This is a genomic window from Cognatiluteimonas profundi (assembly GCF_009792795.1).
GTDB classification, from domain to species: domain Bacteria; phylum Pseudomonadota; class Gammaproteobacteria; order Xanthomonadales; family Xanthomonadaceae; genus Cognatiluteimonas; species Cognatiluteimonas profundi.
The window spans coordinates 38,143-57,076 of record NZ_VKHQ01000004.1; the positions used below are offsets into that span (position 1 = coordinate 38,143).

General features: G+C 62.6%; 13 protein-coding genes, 2 tRNA genes, 3 rRNA genes and 1 other RNA gene. 11 read left to right on the forward strand and 8 right to left on the reverse strand.

Translation table 11 applies throughout. The features are described from left to right. The first annotated feature begins 86 nt into the window (after positions 1 to 86). Positions 87 to 1,409 (forward strand): Xaa-Pro dipeptidase, encoded by a 1,323-nt coding sequence (pepQ, locus tag GST15_RS06765; RefSeq protein ID WP_159016518.1) that lies wholly within the window; start codon positions 87 to 89, stop codon positions 1,407 to 1,409. A gap of 33 nt (positions 1,410 to 1,442) precedes the next feature. Here pepQ and GST15_RS06770 read toward each other — a convergent pair whose 3' ends face one another. Together GST15_RS06770 and GST15_RS06775 are read right to left on the reverse strand one after the other, a co-directional pair. Continuing rightward, on the reverse strand, positions 1,443 to 2,768 hold the full coding sequence (locus GST15_RS06770) for an aminopeptidase P N-terminal domain-containing protein (protein ID WP_159016519.1): 1,326 nt from the start codon (positions 2,766 to 2,768) through the stop codon (positions 1,443 to 1,445). 29 nt (positions 2,769 to 2,797) lie between these two features. After that, on the reverse strand, positions 2,798 to 3,343 hold the full coding sequence (locus GST15_RS06775; protein WP_233263091.1) for a UPF0149 family protein: 546 nt from the start codon (positions 3,341 to 3,343) through the stop codon (positions 2,798 to 2,800). Between the two features lie 123 nt (positions 3,344 to 3,466). Here GST15_RS06775 and GST15_RS06780 point away from each other — a divergent pair, with 123 nt between their 5' ends. From GST15_RS06780 to rpiA, 7 genes are all read left to right on the forward strand, one after another. After that, positions 3,467 to 8,029 (forward strand): EAL domain-containing protein, encoded by a 4,563-nt coding sequence (locus GST15_RS06780; protein WP_159016520.1) that lies wholly within the window; start codon positions 3,467 to 3,469, stop codon positions 8,027 to 8,029. Between the two features lie 60 nt (positions 8,030 to 8,089). Continuing rightward, positions 8,090 to 8,311, forward strand: a complete 222-nt coding sequence (locus GST15_RS06785; protein ID WP_159016521.1) for a TIGR02449 family protein — start codon at positions 8,090 to 8,092, stop codon at positions 8,309 to 8,311. Beyond that, entirely contained in the window at positions 8,308 to 8,610 is a 303-nt protein-coding gene (locus GST15_RS06790; RefSeq protein ID WP_159016522.1) for a cell division protein ZapA, read from the forward strand. The genes GST15_RS06785 and GST15_RS06790 overlap by 4 nt, the downstream gene beginning before the upstream one ends. 139 nt (positions 8,611 to 8,749) lie before the next feature. Beyond that, positions 8,750 to 8,935, forward strand: a non-coding RNA gene (gene ssrS / locus GST15_RS06795) — 6S RNA. Between the two features lie 66 nt (positions 8,936 to 9,001). Beyond that, complete coding sequence (locus GST15_RS06800) at positions 9,002 to 9,589, forward strand: 5-formyltetrahydrofolate cyclo-ligase (protein ID WP_159016523.1); 588 nt, start codon at positions 9,002 to 9,004, stop codon at positions 9,587 to 9,589. After that, positions 9,586 to 10,074 carry an EVE domain-containing protein gene (locus GST15_RS06805; RefSeq protein WP_159016524.1) on the forward strand — a complete coding sequence of 163 codons (489 nt, stop codon included), beginning with the start codon at positions 9,586 to 9,588 and terminating at the stop codon, positions 10,072 to 10,074. Before GST15_RS06800 ends, GST15_RS06805 begins: the two co-directional genes overlap by 4 nt. After that, on the forward strand, positions 10,061 to 10,729 hold the full coding sequence (gene rpiA / locus GST15_RS06810) for a ribose-5-phosphate isomerase RpiA (RefSeq protein ID WP_159016525.1): 669 nt from the start codon (positions 10,061 to 10,063) through the stop codon (positions 10,727 to 10,729). Before GST15_RS06805 ends, rpiA begins: the two co-directional genes overlap by 14 nt. A 179-nt stretch (positions 10,730 to 10,908) precedes the next feature. Here the strand turns inward: rpiA and rrf are convergent. From rrf to GST15_RS06835, 5 genes are all read right to left on the reverse strand, one after another. Then, a 5S ribosomal RNA gene (rrf, locus tag GST15_RS06815) occupies positions 10,909 to 11,022 on the reverse strand. Between the two features lie 167 nt (positions 11,023 to 11,189). Continuing rightward, positions 11,190 to 14,075 (reverse strand): 23S ribosomal RNA (locus GST15_RS06820). Between the two features lie 227 nt (positions 14,076 to 14,302). Beyond that, positions 14,303 to 14,379 (reverse strand) — tRNA-Ile (locus GST15_RS06825). 17 nt (positions 14,380 to 14,396) lie between these two features. Continuing rightward, positions 14,397 to 14,472, reverse strand: a tRNA-Ala gene (locus GST15_RS06830). Between the two features lie 130 nt (positions 14,473 to 14,602). Then, positions 14,603 to 16,147 (reverse strand): 16S ribosomal RNA (locus tag GST15_RS06835). Together the 16S, 23S and 5S rRNA genes with 2 tRNA genes alongside form the textbook arrangement of a ribosomal RNA operon. 452 nt (positions 16,148 to 16,599) lie before the next feature. On the opposite strand from GST15_RS06835, the gene GST15_RS06840 reads away from it, so the two are divergent. After that, a complete protein-coding gene (locus tag GST15_RS06840; protein ID WP_159016526.1) occupies positions 16,600 to 17,046 on the forward strand; it encodes a DUF192 domain-containing protein in 447 nt (148 codons plus the stop codon). A gap of 53 nt (positions 17,047 to 17,099) precedes the next feature. Beyond that, positions 17,100 to 17,945 carry a SirB1 family protein gene (locus GST15_RS06845; RefSeq protein WP_159016527.1) on the forward strand — a complete coding sequence of 282 codons (846 nt, stop codon included), beginning with the start codon at positions 17,100 to 17,102 and terminating at the stop codon, positions 17,943 to 17,945. 31 nt (positions 17,946 to 17,976) lie between these two features. Here GST15_RS06845 and GST15_RS06850 read toward each other — a convergent pair whose 3' ends face one another. Next, the gene (locus tag GST15_RS06850; protein ID WP_159016528.1) at positions 17,977 to 18,171 is read right to left on the reverse strand and encodes a rubredoxin; all 195 of its coding nucleotides are present in this window, start codon (positions 18,169 to 18,171) and stop codon (positions 17,977 to 17,979) included. Positions 18,172 to 18,265: 94 nt separating this feature from the next. On the opposite strand from GST15_RS06850, the gene thiE reads away from it, so the two are divergent. Further along, positions 18,266 to 18,913, forward strand: coding sequence for a thiamine phosphate synthase (thiE, locus tag GST15_RS06855; protein WP_233263092.1), 648 nt, complete (start codon positions 18,266 to 18,268; stop codon positions 18,911 to 18,913). Positions 18,914 to 18,934 lie beyond the last annotated feature (21 nt).

Consider the following 18,934-nt stretch of genomic DNA (forward strand, 5'->3'; position numbering starts at 1 on the left):
CAGCAGCCGCTCTGGCGGCGCGCTTTCCTGCGCCTCGCCTTGGCTTGGGGCAATATCCGGATTCCTTCCCACGGTCGCCCCATGACATGACTGCCGACCCTGCCATCCTATATGCCGCACATCTGGATGTGTTGCAAAGCCGCACTGCCGCCGCGCTGGAACGCGGCCGCCTGGACCACCTGGTGGTGCCGAGCGGCACCCTGCGTTACCAGTTGTTCGATGACCGCGACTATCCCTACGCCGTCAATCCGCAATTCAAGGCCTGGCTGCCGCTCACGCGCAACCCGGGTAGCTGGCTGGTCGTCACGCCCGGCGTCCGGCCGAAGCTGATCTACCTGCAACCGCACGACTATTGGCATGTCGTCCCGGAATCTCCGTCCGGTCCCTGGACGGGACATTTCGACATCGTCGTTGTCCGCACCGCGGACGAGGCATTGCAGCACCTGCCGAAGGATCCCGCTCGCTGCGCGATCCTCGGTGAACCACAGAGCGCGCTGGGTGCATTCGTCCCCGACAACCCGCCATCCGTCATCGCCTACCTGGAATACCACCGCGCGTTCAAGACGCCATATGAAGTGGAGATGATGCGGCAGGCCACGCGCGCCGGCGTCCGCGGGCATCGCGCCGCGGAAGCGGCCTTCCGCGCCGGCCTGGCCGAGTTCGACATCCACATGGCGTACTGCGCCGCCGCACGGCAGGATGCCTGCCAGTTGCCGTACAACAACATCGTCGCCCTCAACGCGCACGGCGCCGTGCTCCATTACACCGACCTGGACCTCGCCGCCCCGTCACGGCTGCGCAGTTTCCTGATCGACGCCGGAGCCAGCCACGCGGGGTACGCCTGCGACATCACGCGGACGTATTCGCACGATCGCGGCGACGACTTCCAGTCATTGATCGATGCCGTGGATACCGCGCAGCAGGCAATGTGTTCACAGGTCCGTGCCGGGGTCGACTATCGACAACTGCACCTGGACGCGCATCTCGCGCTGGCATCCATCCTGGCCGACTTCGGCGTCATCAAGGTTGCGCCCGAAACCGCGGTCGCCACCGGCGTCTCATCTGCGTTCTTCCCGCACGGCATCGGCCACGGCATCGGCCTGCAGGTGCACGAAGTCGCGGGCTTCGCCGCGTCCGACAGCGGCGGACTCCTGCCCAGGCCCGAGGGGCATCCCTACCTGCGCCTGACCCGCGTCCTGCAACCGGGCATGGTGGTGACGATCGAACCGGGGATCTACTTCATCGACATGCTGCTCGAACCGCTGCGGCAAGGTGCGCTGGGTACAAGCGTCGACTGGAGCCGCGTCGATGCCTTCCGCCCGTTCGGCGGCATCCGCATCGAGGACGACGTCGCGTGCACGGACGGCGCGCCGGAAAACCTCACGCGCGACGGATTCTCAGGCGCCTGAAACGACGGCGGGCAGCGCCGGCAGTGCGGATGATCAGGCGGTCGCCATCAGGCTTTCGACGTCATCCGCGCTGCGCGCAAGCTTGTCGGTGATGACGCGATGGCCATCGCGGGTGATGACGACATCGTCCTCGATGCGGATGCCGATGCCGCGCCACTTCGCAGCAACGCCCTGGTCATCCGGCGCCACGTACAGACCGGGCTCGACCGTGAACACCATGCCGGGTTCGAGCAGGCGCGACTCGCCATCGATGCGGTACTCGCCGACGTCGTGCACGTCCAGGCCAAGCCAGTGGCCGGTCTTGTGGCGGTAGAACCGCTTGTACGCGCCGGTTGAGATGTTCTTCTCCAGCGAGCCCTTCAGCAGGCCGAGCTTGAGCAGCCCTTCGGTCAGCGTTCGCACCGCGGCTTCGTGGCCATCCTGGTAGGCAACGCCGGGCCTGGCATGCATCAACGCCGCCGCCTGCGCAGCTCCGACAAGATCGTGCAGCGCGCGCTGCTCGGGTGAAAACCGGCCGTTGACCGGAAACGTACGCGTGATGTCCGACGCGTACCCGCGGTATTCGGCGCCGGCGTCGACCAGCACGAGATCGCCGTCCCGGGCCAGGGCATTGTTTGCGACGTAGTGCAGCACGCAGGCATTGCGCCCCGCGCCGACGATGCTGCCGTAGGCCGGCACCGCGTCGTTGAGCCGGAACACGCGCTCGATCTCGGCCTGCAATTCGTACTCGTAGAGGCCGGGACGGCTGGCCCGCATCGCCAGCTCATGCGCGCGGATGCTGATGTCGGCCGCGCGCTGCATCAACTTCAATTCATCGGCGGACTTGAACAGCCGCTGCTCATCCAGCAGATGGCCGAGTTCGAGGAACTCGTGCGGCGGTTGCGCGCCCATCCGCATCATGGCGCGCACGCGGTTGACCCAGCCGATGAGCTTCAGGTCGAATTCCGCATCGCGACCGAAGTGGTAGTAAACGCGGCTGCGACCTTCGAGCAGGCCCGGAAGGATGTCGTCGATGTCGGTGATCGGATAGGCGTCATCCATGCCATGACGATCGACGGCGCCTTCGGGGCCGCAGCGCGGTCCATCCCAGCCCTCGCGATCGGGATCGCGCTCGCGACAGAACAGGATCGCCTCGCCATGCTCGCGTCCGGGCACCAACACCAGGACTGCCTCGGGCTCGGGAAAGCCGGTGAGATACAGCAGGTCGGAATCCTGCCGATAGGGATGGTGGGTGTCGCGGCTGCGTACGCGCTCGGGCGCTGCCGCCAGTATCAGGATCGTGTCCTCGCCGGACATCCGCATCAGCTGTTTGCGCCGCTGCGCGTAACGCGATGGAGTCAGGTCAGCCAAGGGACGCATTGCCATGTCGTGTCGGATGCCCCGGCTGCTCAGTTCAGGCCGCGGCGATGCTGCGCCGCCAGTACGCAGTCGCCATGCAGGAGCAGCACGGCGACGCGGATGAATTCCTCGATCTCGATGAGGGCTTCCTCATCCTCCTCGTCGCCCTCGTCCTGTGCGGTGGCTGCCGCCAGCCGGGCGATATCGACCAGCGCCTCGTTGCTCTCCTCCGACAGCGATGGCGCCTGCCCGGCCGCCAGGCCGAACCCGCCAAGGAAACCGCGGCACCAGTCGAAGACCGCGCCGCTGCGCCGCGTCAACGACGCGTCGGCATCGGGAAGCAGCAGCTCGAATCCAAAGCTGCGGTCTTCCAGCTGGCTGGCGCTCGCGCGACGCAGGCGATCCAGCGCGCTGTCGGCGACCACCGGCAGCATGGCGTCATCGGCCAGTACCTGGGCCAGCCAATCGGGCGTTTGCGCACCGCCGCCGGCGAGCCAGCCGCACAGGGCGCCATGCAGCTCCGAAGGATCGACGCCCAGGCCAAGCTGGCGCACGGAATGCTCCACATCGGTCAGCGCAGGAAGCGTTGCAGGCACGGATCGGACCAGGCAGTGCGGGCACCACAGTGTAGCGACCGCAAAGCCCATCGGCACGGTACGGACGTCCGCGCATGGCCTACACTGCCGAAATCGTCGTCCAGGGGTGTGGCGCCTTTGCGCTTGTCCGCCTTCGCAAAGCTTGTCGCATGCTGGCGTCGTCCTGGCATCGCCCTTGCCTGCGTCCTCGGGACGCTCGCGGCGGCATCGCTCGCTCCGCAATCCAGCGCCGCGGTTCGCGACTACTACTTCGAACAGGCCGGCGGCAACGACGGGTTGGCGCAGAAATCGGTCACTGCGCTGGCGCAGGATCCCGACGGCTTCATCTGGATCGGAACCCAGGGCGGCCTGCATCGCTTCGATGGCCAGCGCTACACCCTGTACCGCGAAAACCCGCACGACCCCGACAGCATTCCCGACAGCTTCATTACCGCGCTGTCGGGCGACGGGGAACGCGGCCTGTGGATCGGCACCTACTCCCGATACGTGGCGCGCCTGGACCTGGACACCGGCCATGTCCGCCGGTTTGCCGCCAAGGGACATGGCAACAATGGCCGCCAGGTGTTTGCAATGGTGGCGTCGCCGCGGGAGGTCTGGATCGGCACGGTCGACGGACTCGATCGGCTGGATCCGGCTACCGGCCAGCAGACGCGCATCCTGTCACTGCCTTCCAGCCTGCTCGCGGGCAAGTCCCAGGCCCTGATGCGCGATGCGCAAGGCACGCTCTGGTACGGCACCGCGGCCGGTTTGTACCGGCTGGATCGCGGCGCGACGACGGCTGCGCAACTCAGTCCCGCGTTACCGGTCGATGCATTGCTGCGCGACCGTTCCGGACGGATCTGGGCGGGGGGGAGATCGGGCCTGTACCTGGTCACGGACCGGCGGACGCTGGTGCAGGCGTGGCCGCGTGCAGCGAACGACGCCGAGCCCCGCGATGTGCGTGCGCTCTCCGAATCCCCGGATGGGCGGGTCTGGATGGCCATTTCCGCAGCGGGTCTGCGCCGCTTCGATCCGACCACCGGCCGCACGACATCCCTTCGCCAGGACGACACCCTGCCCGCCTCGCTGCCCGAGGACGGCATCAACGCGCTGCTGGTCGACAAGGCCGGACTGCTGTGGGTGGGCGGACAGTTGCATGGCGCCGCCGTTGCCGACAGTCGCGGCGCGCGCTTTCCCTATCTCGTCGACCGGGAGCTGGCAACCACGACGCAGGGCAACAGCATCCGCGCCGTGCACCAGAGCGACGATGGGCGGTTGTGGCTGGCCAGCGACGATGGCCGCCTGCTGCGTTACGACAGCGCAAGCGGATTCGATGACTACAGCGCCATCCTGCAGGTGGGCGCCCAGGCTTCCACGAGCCCGACCCGGGTCATGGCTTTTGCGGATTCCAACGATGGCCTGTTCTGGATGGCGACTTCCGCCGGATTGTTCCAGTTGGATCCGCACACCCCCTCCGTCCATGCCATCGCGGTTCCCGGTATCGGCCAACCGAGTTTGCGCAGCGTTGCCGTGGGCCCCGACGGCTCCTTGTGGCTGGGAAGCAGCGACGTCGGATTGATCCGGTTCCGTCCGGCAAGCCCCGGGCGTGCGGCCCTGGTGCAGCACATTCCCTTCCTTGACGGGAACGCGCATGGACTGGCCCATCCGACCGTGCATGCGTTGCTGGTTGACGCCATGGGGCGCGTCTGGATCGGGACCGGCCATGGGTTGGATCGCCTCGATCCCCGCACCGGGCGCCTGAGCCACTTCCAGCAGCAGGCCGATGGCACGGGGCTGGCGGGGAACCTCGTACGCGCGCTGTGGCAGGACGCCAACGGCACGATCTGGGTCGGCAGCCATGGAGGCCTCAATCGCATTGACGATCCCGATGGCGTCGTTCGCTTCACGCAGCCGTTGGAAACGGCAATGGCCGGGCAGCCCATGCCGCTGGTGTTCAGCCTGGTCGCCGACACGGCAGGCAGCCTGTGGCTGGGGACGGATCGCGGGCTGCTGCGCTTCAATCCGCGCAGCGGCGCGCTGCGCCAGTACGGTCTGTCCGACGGATTGCAGGACCTTGAATTCAATGGCGGTGCGGCGGCCATGCTGCGCGATGGTCGACTCGCCTTCGGCGGCGTCAACGGCCTGAATGTGTTCGACCCGGCGCAAACGCTCGACAGCCGGTGGGAGCCGCCCCTGCGCCTGCTCTCCGCGCATGTTGGCGCCAGTGCGGACGATGCCTCGCCCCCGCGGGCCAGTGGCGGGCTGGAATTCGCCGAGTCCGCGGGAATCCTGCGCCTGCGAATCGGAGCACTCGATTACCTGGGCAATTCCAGGATCCGCTACCGCTACCGGATCGACGGGGTGGATACGGACTGGATCGACAATGGCAACCGCAGCGAGATCACCTACACCCTGCTACCGGCCGGTCGATACACCTTCCGTGCCCAAAGCACCAACCACGACGGCGTCTGGAATACCCGCGAACTCCGCTTGCCGATCACGGTGGAGCCGCCGTGGTGGCGCAGTCCGCTGGCGCTGGCTGGATACGTCCTGCTGGCTTCGTTGCTGCTGATCGTGCTGTGGTTGCGACTGCAACAGCGCGCGCGGAAGGATCGGGATTATTTCTCGCGCATCCGCGACCGGGAGGAGCGCCTGAAGCTGGCTTTGTGGGCGTCCGGCGAGCAATTCTGGGACTACGACCTGGTGCGCGACGAACTGCAGCGCACGCGCGTCAAGGACGACGTGGCGAGCACTGCGGCGATCGCAGTCGAGACCGACATCGAAGTCGACCACCAGATCCATCCCGACGACCTGCAGCAGGTACGCGAACACCTTCGCAGGCACTTGCGCGGGGACAGCCCCCTGTTCCTGTCCGAGCATCGCATCCAGGATGACAATGGGGAATGGATCTGGACGCGCGCGCGTGGCCGCGTCGTCGAGCGCGCCCCGGACGGCCGTGCACGACGCATCGCGGGAACCGCGCGCAACATCACGGACAACCGCGATGCGGAACGCGAGCGCCGCATCGCCGCCCAGGTGCTGCGCAGCATGAGCGAGGCGGTGTCGGTGCTGGACCGGCACTTCCATTTCGTATCGGTCAATCCGGCCTTCTGCCGCATGACCGGTTATGACGACGGCGAGATCATTGGCCGGAACGGCAGCCTGCTGGACAGCTCCCAGCACGACCTCGACTTCTACCGCGACATCCGCCACCAACTGCAGCAACACGGGCGCTGGTCGGGCGAGATGTGGCAGCAGCGCAAGGACGGCGAGGAGTTCCTCTGCGCATACGAGTGCAGCTCGGTCCTCGACAGCAGCGGCGAGCACACGCTGTACGTCATGGTGCTGAGCGACATCACCGACCAGAAGCGCGCCGAACAGGAACTGCGCTACCTGGCGAACTTCGATACGTTGACCAACCTGCCGAACCGCACATTGCTCTCGGAGCGCCTGTCGCGGGCGATCGTGCGCGCCAGGCGCCAGAACAGCTACATCGCGGTGCTGTTCCTGGACCTGGATCGTTTCAAGGACATCAACGATTCGCTGGGCCACGCCGCCGGCGACCGGATCCTGCGCGCCGCCGCCGTTCGGCTGCAGGACACCGTCGGCGCACAGCACACAGTGGCCCGCCTGGGTGGCGATGAATTCACCGTCGTCCTGGAGAACCTGAAGTCGCCCGAACAAGCCGAGAAGGCGGCACGGGAAATCATCATGGCGTTTGGCGCGCCGCTGCTGCTCGACGACCGCCAGGAAGTCTCGATCTCGACCTCGATCGGCATCAGCGTGTATCCCGACAACGCGCAGGTGCCCACCGAATTGCTGAAACAGGCCGATACCGCCATGTACCAGGCGAAGGCGGCAGGGCGACGCACCTACCTGCGCTACATCGATTCGATGGACGTGACGATCCGCCGCCGTGCGACGTTGTCGGGCGCGCTGCGCAAGGTGCTCGACCGTGGCGAACTGCGCATGGTCTACCAGCCAAGGTTGGCGCTGGCGCAAAACCGCATCGTCGGCGTGGAAGCCTTGCTGCGCTGGCGCAGCGAGGAACACGGCGACATTTCGCCAACGCAGTTCATACCCCTCGCCGAGGAGAGCGGCCTCATCCTCGAGATCGGCGAATGGGTGCTGCGCGAATCCTGCCTGACCTTGCGTCGTTGGCACCAGCACGGGCTGGAAGGGCTGGCGATGTCGATCAACGTGTCGGTGCTGCAGCTGCTGCGGGGCGACTTCCCCGGCGTCGTCGAACGGGTCCTTGCCGAAACACAGCTGCCCCCGTCCTCCATCGAGCTGGAGCTGACCGAGAGCGTGGTCATGGCCAACGCCGAGCAGACAGCGGACACGCTGCGTGCGCTCCGGCATCTGGGCGTTTCGCTTGCGATCGACGACTTCGGCACCGGCTACTCCTCGCTGTCCTATCTCAAGCGACTGCCGATCAACACATTGAAGATCGACAAGGAATTCGTCGACGACCTGACGCTGGGTTCCGACGATGCGGCCATCACCACCACCATCATCGCGATGGCCCGGTCGCTGGGGCTGAACGTGGTGGCCGAAGGGGTCGAAACCGAGGCGCAGATGCGATTCCTGCGCGAGCACCTGTGCGACGAAATCCAGGGCTTCTGGTTGTCGCCTCCGCTCGAGGCCCACCGGTGTCTAGCCTTCATCCGCAACTGGGCGCCCTCGGGGGCAACGGCTCCGGCCTGACGGCAAGCCGCCCAGGAAGGCCCGCCTTGACCGGCCGACGGACGCTGCCTATCGTGCCGCATGGACAACGCCGAGATGATTGCCCAGCTGCGCGCCATCGCCGCCCGCGTCGATGCGTTGTCGGATCGCGCCCGCCAGCTGGCAGCGGAGAATCGCAGCCTGCGCGTGCAGCAGGAGCAATTGTCCAGCGATCGCGCCCAGTTGGTTGCAAAAAACGAACAGGCCCGCTCGCGCGTGGAAGCAATGATCGCGCGACTGAAATCGCTGGAGCAACACACATGAGCACGAGCGAGCCGGTCAACATCCATGTGCTGGATCGTGAGTACACCATCGGTGTCGAGCCGGAGGCTCGCGACAGCCTCATGGCAGCTGCAAGGCTGCTCGACGGCAAGATGCGGGAGGTGCGCGGATCAAACCGCATGGCCGCGGTGGACCGCATCGCAGTGCTGGCAGCGCTCAACCTGGCGCATGAATTGCAGCAATTGCGGGAGCAGAACCAAGGCGCGCAACACGACGCGGCGGTCCTGCTCGAGTCACTGCAGCGAAAGCTCGATGGAGCGCTTGACGCGACTGCGTCGTGAGTCACACAACGCCGAGAGGCAGCCGGGACGTGCACGTCCGGCCCTTCGCAATGCGCCGCGATACGACGACTGAACGCCAGGCGAGTTTCATCGGACGAACGGATGGGCCGGTGTTTTCGCTGGCGTTATACTGCGCGCGTGTCCTCTGCCGTGTCCGACGGCGCGCTCAAACATACGCCTTGTCCCTTAATGACGACCACGGGGATGCAGCGGAAGCCGGGTGTGCAAGTCCGCCTTGTAGCGGGAAGCCCGATGGCGTCCAGGCATTCCCACTTGAACCCCGGGTTCAAGGTCGTTTGGCACGCATCGTCATGGCGGAGGACGCATTTTTTCAATCGATGCCGGGCATCCGGCATGGGCAATCGCACCCAGCCCGGGGCATTGCCGGGCAATGACGGTTGACCGCGACCATCTTCGCCAGCAGCTGCGTGCTTCCCGGCGCGCCATTCCCGTTGCCGAGCGCATGGCGGCCGCGGAATCGCTCGCACAACGATTGCTCGAGCTTCCCTTTGCACCAGTTTCCGGGTTTGTTGCCGGATACTGGGCCATGGACGGGGAGATCGCGTTGCACGTCTGGCAGTTGCGGCTGTCGCCAACACTGACCTACTGCCTGCCGGTGTTGTCGGGGCAGCATCTTCTATTTGCACCCTGGCGTCCCGGCGACCCGCTGGTCACCAATCGGTTCGGGATTCCGGAGCCGGACGTGCAGTCGTCGGACTGCATCGAGGCGGCGGCGATTGCGATGGCCGTCGTGCCCGTCGTCGGCTTTGACCGCACCGGAAACCGGCTGGGCATGGGCGGAGGCTGGTATGACCGCAGCTTCGCATTCCGGAATTCGCAACCAGCGCCTCCGTGGCTGGTGGGCGCGGCTTTTGCCATCCAGGAGCTTGGCGCACTAACGGCACGGCCGTGGGATGTCGGACTCGACGCTGTCTGCACCGAAAGCGATTGCCTCATCAACAACGGCCTGAACCCATGACGCGACGCAAACGCTATTGGCTGATGAAGTCGGAGCCGGGAGATTTCTCGATCGACGACCTGCAGCGCGTCGGGACCGAGCCTTGGACAGGCGTGCGCAATTACCAGGCGCGCAACTTCATGCGTGACATGCAACCGGGGGACGGGGTGTTTTTCTACCACTCCAATACCGAAGTGCCCGGCATCTACGGCCTTGCGCGGGTCGCGTGCACGGCCTATCCAGACCCCACGCAGTTCAACCCGAAATCGAAATACTTCGACGAAAAGGCGTCCCCGGAGGAGCCCCGCTGGTTCCTTGTCGACGTCCAGTACGTGCGCACCCTGGAAAGGCCGCTCTCGCTCGATGCGATCAAGTCCCACGCGGAGGATCTTGGCCAGGAATTCCCCCTGGTCAGGCGGGGCAGCCGGCTATCGGTGATGCCGGTGACGCCGGCACAATGGGAGCACCTGCTATCCATGGAATCCGCCCCCGATGACACCCAATGACAACGCCGCTGTAAATGCCAAGCGGCTGGCCGGCGAGAAAGCCATCGACTTTGTCGAAGACGGGATGATCGTGGGGGTCGGCACCGGCTCGACCGTGGCTTTTTTCATCGAGGCGCTCGGAAGGATCAAGCACCGCATTGCCGGAGCCGTATCGAGCTCGGAACAGAGCTCCCAGCGCTTGCGCAGCCTCGGAATCGAGGTAATGGATCTCAACAGCGCAGGTCCACTGCGGCTCTATGTCGATGGCGCAGATGAGTGCGACGCGCACAAGCGCCTGATCAAGGGCGGCGGAGCCGCACTGACCCGGGAAAAAATCATTGCGCAGGCGAGCGACAAGTTCGTCTGCATCATCGATCCGGCCAAGCGGGTCGAACTCCTCGGTCGGTTTCCATTGCCTGTGGAGGTCATCCCGATGGCCCGCAGCCTGGTGGCACGCGAAATCGTCTTGCAGACCGGGGGACAACCGGTCTGGCGCGAAGGCGTCACCACCGACAACGGCAATTGGGTGCTCGACGTGCATGGGCTTCGCATCACCGACCCGGTGGCCATGGAGTCCGCGCTCAACCAGATACCCGGGGTGGTCAGCGTGGGTTTGTTTGCCCGCCGTCCCGCCGACGTAGTGATCGTGGGCAGAGAAACCCCCGAGGTTTTCTAGATTCCAGTCCACCCCAAGCTCACCGGAAGCACCCGGCCGCCGTACAGGCAGCGCCGCGTGAACCGCAATCCACCTACTGACTCGCACCCGGATTGATATCGGGCGACAACGGTGACGCGCGCCTGATCGAAGCCCAAAGAAAAACCCCGCAGCGTTGGCTGCGGGGTTTTGGGTAAAGCCCCTGGCGATGACCTACTCTCGCATGCTAAATGCACACTACCATCGGCGCGTGCGCGTTTCACTTCCGAGTTCGGGATGGGATCGGGTGGTTCCACGCAGCTATTGTCACCAGGGAGAGGGTGGAGGGTCGCGAGCCAATGGATCGGCTGACGCGCACACGCTCTCGTTCTGTTGCCTCCGAACGAGCCCATAAAGGCTCGCCTTCAGCGAATAAGGTCGGGACGTAGCGGGATTGAAGCAGTTTCGGTGCTTCGTAAAGGGCAAAGCCACTTGAGGTTATATGGTCAAGCCACACGGATCATTAGTACTGGTTAGCTCAATACATTGCTGCACTTACACACCCAGCCTATCAACCACCTAGTCTTGATGGTTCCTTTAGGGGACTGAAGTCCCGGGAGATCTCATCTTGAGGCGCGCTTCCCGCTTAGATGCTTTCAGCGGTTATCGCTTCCGAATGTAGCTACCCGGCAATGCCACTGGCGTGACAACCGGAACACCAGAGATTCGTCCACTCCGGTCCTCTCGTACTAGGAGCAGCCCCTCTCAAATCTCCAACGCCCACGACAGATAGGGACCGAACTGTCTCACGACGTTCTGAACCCAGCTCGCGTACCACTTTAAATGGCGAACAGCCATACCCTTGGGACCGACTACAGCCCCAGGATGTGATGAGCCGACATCGAGGTGCCAAACACCGCCGTCGATATGAACTCTTGGGCGGTATCAGCCTGTTATCCCCGGAGTACCTTTTATCCGTTGAGCGATGGCCCTTCCATACAGAACCACCGGATCACTAAGACCTACTTTCGTACCTGCTTGATCCGTCGATCTTGCAGTCAAGCACGCTTATGCCTTTGCACACAGTGCGCGATGTCCGACCGCGCTGAGCGTACCTTCGTGCTCCTCCGTTACTCTTTGGGAGGAGACCGCCCCAGTCAAACTACCCACCATACACGGTCCCCGACCCGGATAACGGGCCCAGGTTAGAACGTCAAGCACGACAGGGTGGTATTTCAAGGTTGCCTCCACCCCAGCTAGCGCCAGGGTTTCATAGGCTCCCACCTATCCTACACAGACGAACTCAACGTTCAGTGTAAAGCTATAGTAAAGGTTCACGGGGTCTTTCCGTCTTGCCGCGGGAACGCTGCATCTTCACAGCGATTTCAATTTCACTGAGTCTCGGGTGGAGACAGCGCCGCTGTCGTTACGCCATTCGTGCAGGTCGGAACTTACCCGACAAGGAATTTCGCTACCTTAGGACCGTTATAGTTACGGCCGCCGTTTACTGGGGCTTCGATCAAGAGCTTCGCCTTGCGGCTGACCCCATCAATTAACCTTCCAGCACCGGGCAGGCGTCACACCCTATACGTCCACTTTCGTGTTTGCAGAGTGCTGTGTTTTTGATAAACAGTCGCAGCGGCCTGGTCACTGCGACCCTCTTCAGCTCAGCTACGCATGTAGCCACCAAAAAGGGTGCACCTTCTCCCGAAGTTACGGTGCCATGTTGCCTAGTTCCTTCACCCGAGTTCTCTCAAGCGCCTTAGAATTCTCATCCTGCCCACCTGTGTCGGTTTACGGTACGGTCTGCATAAGCTGAAGCTTAGGAGATTTTCCTGGAAGCGTGGTATCGGTAACTTCGCCCAGAAGGGCTCGTCTCGCTGCTCGGCGTTAATGACCCCCCGGATTTGCCTAAGGGATCCGCCTACCTGCTTTCCCCGGGACAACCAACGCCCGGTATACCTAACCTTCTCCGTCCCTCCATCGCACTTATGCGAGGTGCTGGAATATTAACCAGCTTCCCATCGACTACGCATTTCTGCCTCGCCTTAGGGGCCGACTCACCCTGCGTCGATTAACGTTGCGCAAGGAAACCTTGGGCTTTCGGCGTGCGGGCTTTTCACCCGCATTATCGTTACTCATGTCAGCATTCGCACTTCCGATACCTCCAGCGGACTTCTCAATCCACCTTCAACGGCTTACGGAACGCTCCTCTACCGCGTACACATAAATGTGCACACCCCAAGCTTCGGTTCATCGCTTAGCCCCGTTAAATCTTCCGCGCAGACCGACTCGACCAGTGAGCTATTACGCTTTCTTTAAAGGGTGGCTGCTTCTAAGCCAACCTCCTGGCTGTCTGTGCCTTTCCACATCGTTTTCCACTTAGCGATGAATTTGGGACCTTAGCTGTGGGTCTGGGTTGTTTCCCTTTTCACGACGAACGTTAGCACCCGCCGTGTGTCTCCCGGATAGTACGTGCTGGTATTCGGAGTTTGCCATGGTTTGGTAAGTCGCAATGACCCCCTAGCCATAACAGTGCTCTACCCCCAGCAGTATTCGTCCGAGGCGCTACCTAAATAGCTTTCGAGGAGAACCAGCTATCTCCGGGTTCGATTAGCTTTTCACTCCTAATCACACCTCATCCCCTACCTTTGCAACGGGAGTGGGTTCGGGCCTCCAGTCAGTGTTACCTGACCTTCACCCTGGGCATGACTAGATCACCCGGTTTCGGGTCTACTGCCCGCGACTATGCGCCCTTATCAGACTCGGTTTCCCTTCGCCTCCCCTATACGGTTAAGCTTGCCACGAACAGTAAGTCGCTGACCCATTATACAAAAGGTACGCAGTCACCCCACGAAGGGGCTCCCACTGCTTGTACGCACACGGTTTCAGGATCTATTTCACTCCCTTCACCAGGGTTCTTTTCGCCTTTCCCTCACGGTACTGGTTCACTATCGGTCGGTCAGGAGTATTTAGCCTTGGAGGATGGTCCCCCCATGTTCAGACAGGGTTTCACGTGCCCCGCCCTACTCATTTTTCATCATTAAGGCCCTTTCGCATACTGGGCTTTCACCATCTCTGGCCAGTCTTTCCAGACTGTTTTGCTAGAACCAAAATGACTTTTGGGCTTCTCCCCGTTCGCTCGTCGCTACTTAGGGAATCTCGGTTGATTTCTTTTCCTCCGGGTACTTAGATATTTCAGTTCCCCGGGTTCGCCCTGCATGGCTATGTATTCACCATGCAGTACTCCTTGCGGAGTGGGTTTCCCCATTCGGACATTGCCGGATCAAAGCTTGTTGCCAGCTCCCCGACACTTTTCGCAGGCTGCCACGTCCTTCATCGCCTCTGACCGCCAAGGCATCCACCGTGTGCGCTTATTCGCTTGACCATATAACCCCAAGTCGCCTCGGGGATATGTCGTCGCGAATCCAACGACTATCACTTCAAATGTTGAAATGCCTCTCGGCACTTCGCCTTAGCCTTTACGAAACGCCTGGACTCTTGCCCCAAGCGTTCGCTACGTCCCGAATTGTCAAAGAACACGACACCGGCTTCAGCGCCAGGTCGCTTCAAATCTTTATGTGTGTGCGCAGAATCATCCAGAGTTTCGCTTGGTGGTGGGTCTGGGAGGACTCGAACCACCGGCCTCACCCTTATCAGGGGTGCGCTCTAACCACCTGAGCTACAGACCCAATGTCGCGAGTTCAGATGGTGGAGCCAGTCGGGATCGAACCGACGACCCCCTGCTTGCAAAGCAGGTGCTCTCCCAGCTGAGCTATGGCCCCATGCTCACGAAGGAGCATCTAGAACGGGACACTCCGTCGGCGTCATGCCCTTTCAGGCAGGCCGAAAACTCTGGATGCAGGTCACTTGTGCGGACGCCTGGACAGGCAATTAAGCTGTCTTTTTGTCTCTAAAGGAGGTGATCCAGCCGCACCTTCCGATACGGCTACCTTGTTACGACTTCACCCCAGTCATGAATCACACCGTGGTAACCGTCCTCCCGAAGGTTAGACTAGCTACTTCTGGTGCAACCCACTCCCATGGTGTGACGGGCGGTGTGTACAAGGCCCGGGAACGTATTCACCGCAGCAATGCTGATCTGCGATTACTAGCGATTCCGACTTCACGGAGTCGAGTTGCAGACTCCGATCCGGACTGAGATGGGGTTTCTGGGATTGGCTCACCCTCGCGGGATTGCAGCCCTCTGTCCCCACCATTGTAGTACGTGTGTAGCCCTGGCCGTAAGGGCCATGATGACTTGACGTCATCCCCACCTTCCTCCGGTTTGTCACCGGCGGTCTCCTTAGAGTTCCCACCATTACGTGCTGGCAACTAAGGACAAGGGTTGCGCTCGTTGCGGGACTTAACCCAACATCTCACGACACGAGCTGACGACAGCCATGCAGCACCTGTCTCACGGTTCCCGAAGGCACTCCTCTATCTCTAAAGGATTCCGTGGATGTCAAGGCCAGGTAAGGTTCTGCGCGTTGCATCGAATTAAACCACATACTCCACCGCTTGTGCGGGCCCCCGTCAATTCCTTTGAGTTTCAGTCTTGCGACCGTACTCCCCAGGCGGCGAACTTAACGCGTTAGCTTCGATACTGAGAGCCTAGTTGCTCCCAACATCCAGTTCGCATCGTTTAGGGCGTGGACTACCAGGGTATCTAATCCTGTTTGCTCCCCACGCTTTCGTGCCTCAGTGTCAGTGCTGGTCCAGATGGCCGCCTTCGCCACAGATGTTCCTCCCGATCTCTACGCATTTCACTGCTACACCGGGAATTCCGCCATCCTCTACCGCACTCTAGCCTGCCAGTATCCAATGCAATTCCCAGGTTGAGCCCAGGGCTTTCACATCAGACTTAACAAACCACCTACGCACGCTTTACGCCCAGTAATTCCGAGTAACGCTTGCACCCTTCGTATTACCGCGGCTGCTGGCACGAAGTTAGCCGGTGCTTATTCTTCCGGTACCGTCAGGACCCCGGGGTATTAGCCCGAAGCTTTTCTTTCCGGACAAAAGGGCTTTACAACCCGAAGGCCTTCTTCACCCACGCGGCATGGCTGGATCAGGCTTGCGCCCATTGTCCAATATTCCCCACTGCTGCCTCCCGTAGGAGTCTGGACCGTGTCTCAGTTCCAGTGTGGCTGATCATCCTCTCAGACCAGCTACGGATCGTCGCCTTGGTGGGCCTTTACCCCGCCAACTAGCTAATCCGACATCGGCTCATCTTATCGCGCGAAGCCCGAAGGTCCTCCGCTTTCACCCGTAGGTCGTATGCGGTATTAGCGTAAGTTTCCCTACGTTATCCCCCACGATAAGGCAGATTCCGATGTATTCCTCACCCGTCCGCCACTCGCCACCCACAGTATTGCTACTGCTGTGCTGCCGTTCGACTTGCATGTGTTAGGCCTGCCGCCAGCGTTCACTCTGAGCCAGGATCAAACTCTTCACTTAAGTTTTGCGGCTTCACCGATAAAGGTGTTGCCAATTGCTTTGAGTGCAGAATCCGTCCAAAGCCTTTTTGCTACTCGATTACTCGCATTTGCATGCTTTCTTGATTGCTTGAGACTTCGTACGAACATCTGCAAATGGACAGTCATCCACCCGCCAGACGCCCGCACAAGTCACCTGCGCACACTGTCAAAGATCGTTGGACCGGCCTCAGCGCCTGATCCCGTGGTCGTCACCGAAGTGCCCGACCGAGCCGCACATATTACACCTGTTTCCGAGAACGTCAACACCTCGTGAGGAGGTTTTTTTCGTTCCGGGCCGGGGTTGCGTTCAGCAGCTTGCCCGGCAGGGGCGCGCATTGTGCACGGCAACATCGGCTTTGGGAAGGGGTCGCGTCGCTTGACGCACCAGATGCCGCGGATCAAGGTCTTCCCACACTTCCAGGAGCTTCTCCAATGCGTGGAATCACCAGCGTTTTCGCCTGCATCGTGCTTCTCTCCGGCTGCGCCAGCGCGCGCGCGCCGTGGGTCGACCTGGCAGGCAAGCGCTACAGCGTCGAGGTGGCAGTGACCGATGCCCAGCGCGAACGCGGCTTGATGTTCCGCGATTCAATGCCCGCCGACCACGGCATGTTGTTCATCCATGAGCGCGAGGAACCGCAGGCCTACTGGATGAAGAACACCCATATCCCGCTGGACATCCTCTACTTCGACAATGCGCGCAGGCTGGTTTCGCAGCAGCGCGACGTAGCGCCCTGCACGCTCGGCGACGGGTGCCCGCCGTATCCCAGCATTGCGCCCGCGCGCTACGTGCTGGAGCTCAACGCGGGCCAGGCCGCTCGCCTGCAACTGCTCGACGGGACCGAATTGCGAATCGATCCACAAATCGCGACACCGCATTGAGTTGCGGCGGTGCAGGTCTTGCGCCGCCCGGTATCGCGGAGCAGGCTTGCCACATGCGTGCCGGAATGACACTTCCAGACTGGAATTCGCTCGCCGGGCTGGACGACGACAGCGTGCCCTTGCTGGCCACCGCGCTGCTGATCGCGCGCGACGAATATCCCCTGCTCGATGCCGCCCTCTACGACGCGCTCATCAGCAGCCATTCCGCGCACTTGCGTCCGGAGGTTGACGCCACCGACAGCTTCCCGCTGAAGATGCAGGCGATCAACCGACACCTGTTCGATGAACTCGGCTACGCCGGCAACCACGACGAATACTACGATCCGCGCAACAGCTATCTCAACGAGGTTTTCGATCGCCGCCTCGGCAATCCGATCTCGCTGGCACTGGTGCAGATGGAAGTTGCACGCAGGCTCGGCCTGCCGCTCGATGGCGTGTCGTTCCCCGGGCATTTCCTGGTGCGCCTGCCCATCGACGACGGCGTGCTGGTGATGGATCCCTTCAACCGCGGGCGGCCGCTGGACGAGGAAGAGCTCCGCCTGCGCGCACGCCCGCACCTGGGTGGCGAGATGCCCGATGACGAGGCGCTGTTCCGCATCCTGAACCCGGCATCCAACCGGTCGATGCTGATGCGGATGTTGCGCAACCTGCATGGCGTCTACAGCGAGCGCGACGATTGGGAGCGCGCGGTGCGCTGTGCCGACCGGATCCTCAAGCTCGCCCCTGACAACGCCGATGCATTGCGCGATCGCGGCCTGGGTTACTTCAAGCTCGGCCATCGCCATGGCGCCAGGCGCGACCTGGGCCGCTACCTGCAAATGAACCCGGAGGCGGCCGACGTCGGTTCGCTGCGCGAACGCGTTGTCGAGTTGAGCAGCGGCGCGGCCAAGCCCAACTGACGCGTCAGGCGGCTGCCATTGCTGGCGCTCGTCAGAGCGGCATCATCTCGAAGTCGTCCTTGGTCACGCCGCAGTCCGGGCACGTCCACGTATCGGGGACGTCTTCCCAGCGCGTACCGGCCGCGATGCCTTCCTCGGGAAGGCCTGTTGCCTCGTCGTAAATGAAGCCGCAGACCACACACATCCAGGTGCGGTAGGCGGTCGTGCTGGCAACGGCGCTGTTCATTCGGGATCGCGGCAATGCAGGGGAAGCCACATTGTCCCATCACCAGCGCATCCCCGAAAGCCGATAATGCACGGATGGACAAGGCCGCATCGGCATGACGCGACATGACATGCGGCGGGAATCGCCGCAGGCCGGGCTGTTGCGGGGCCTGTACCTGATCACGCCCGATGAACCCGACGATGGTCGCTTGCTGGCCCGGGTTGCACCCGTGCTGGCGCATGCAGCCTGCCTGCAATACCGCAACAAGCGGGCGTCGCCGCGGCAACGCCTGCGCCAGGTCGATGCCTTGCGCACGCTGTGCACGGAAGCCCGCGTGCCGTTGATCGTCAATGACGACGCCGCGCTCGCTGCCTCGACGGGCGCCGATGGCGTGCACCTTGGTGAACATGATGGCGCCGTCGCCGCTGCACGTGCGTTGCTCGGCAACGATGCGATCGTCGGTGTCTCCTGCTACGACGACATCCGGCTCGGCCTGGATGCCGCCGCGCAGGGCGCCGATTACCTCGCGTTCGGCGCGTTCTTCGTCTCACCGACCAAACCAACCGCACGACGCGCGTCGATCGACCTGCTGCAACGCGCGCGCATCACCGGCTTGCCGCTGGTGGCGATCGGAGGGATAAGCCCGGACAATGCCAGGTCCGTGATTGCCGCCGGTGCCGACATGATCGCCGCGATCAGCGGGGTTTTCGATGCGCCCGATCCCGTCGCAGCCGCTCGTGCGTACGCCGCCTGCTTCGCCTGACCCCCATCCCCACCACAAGAA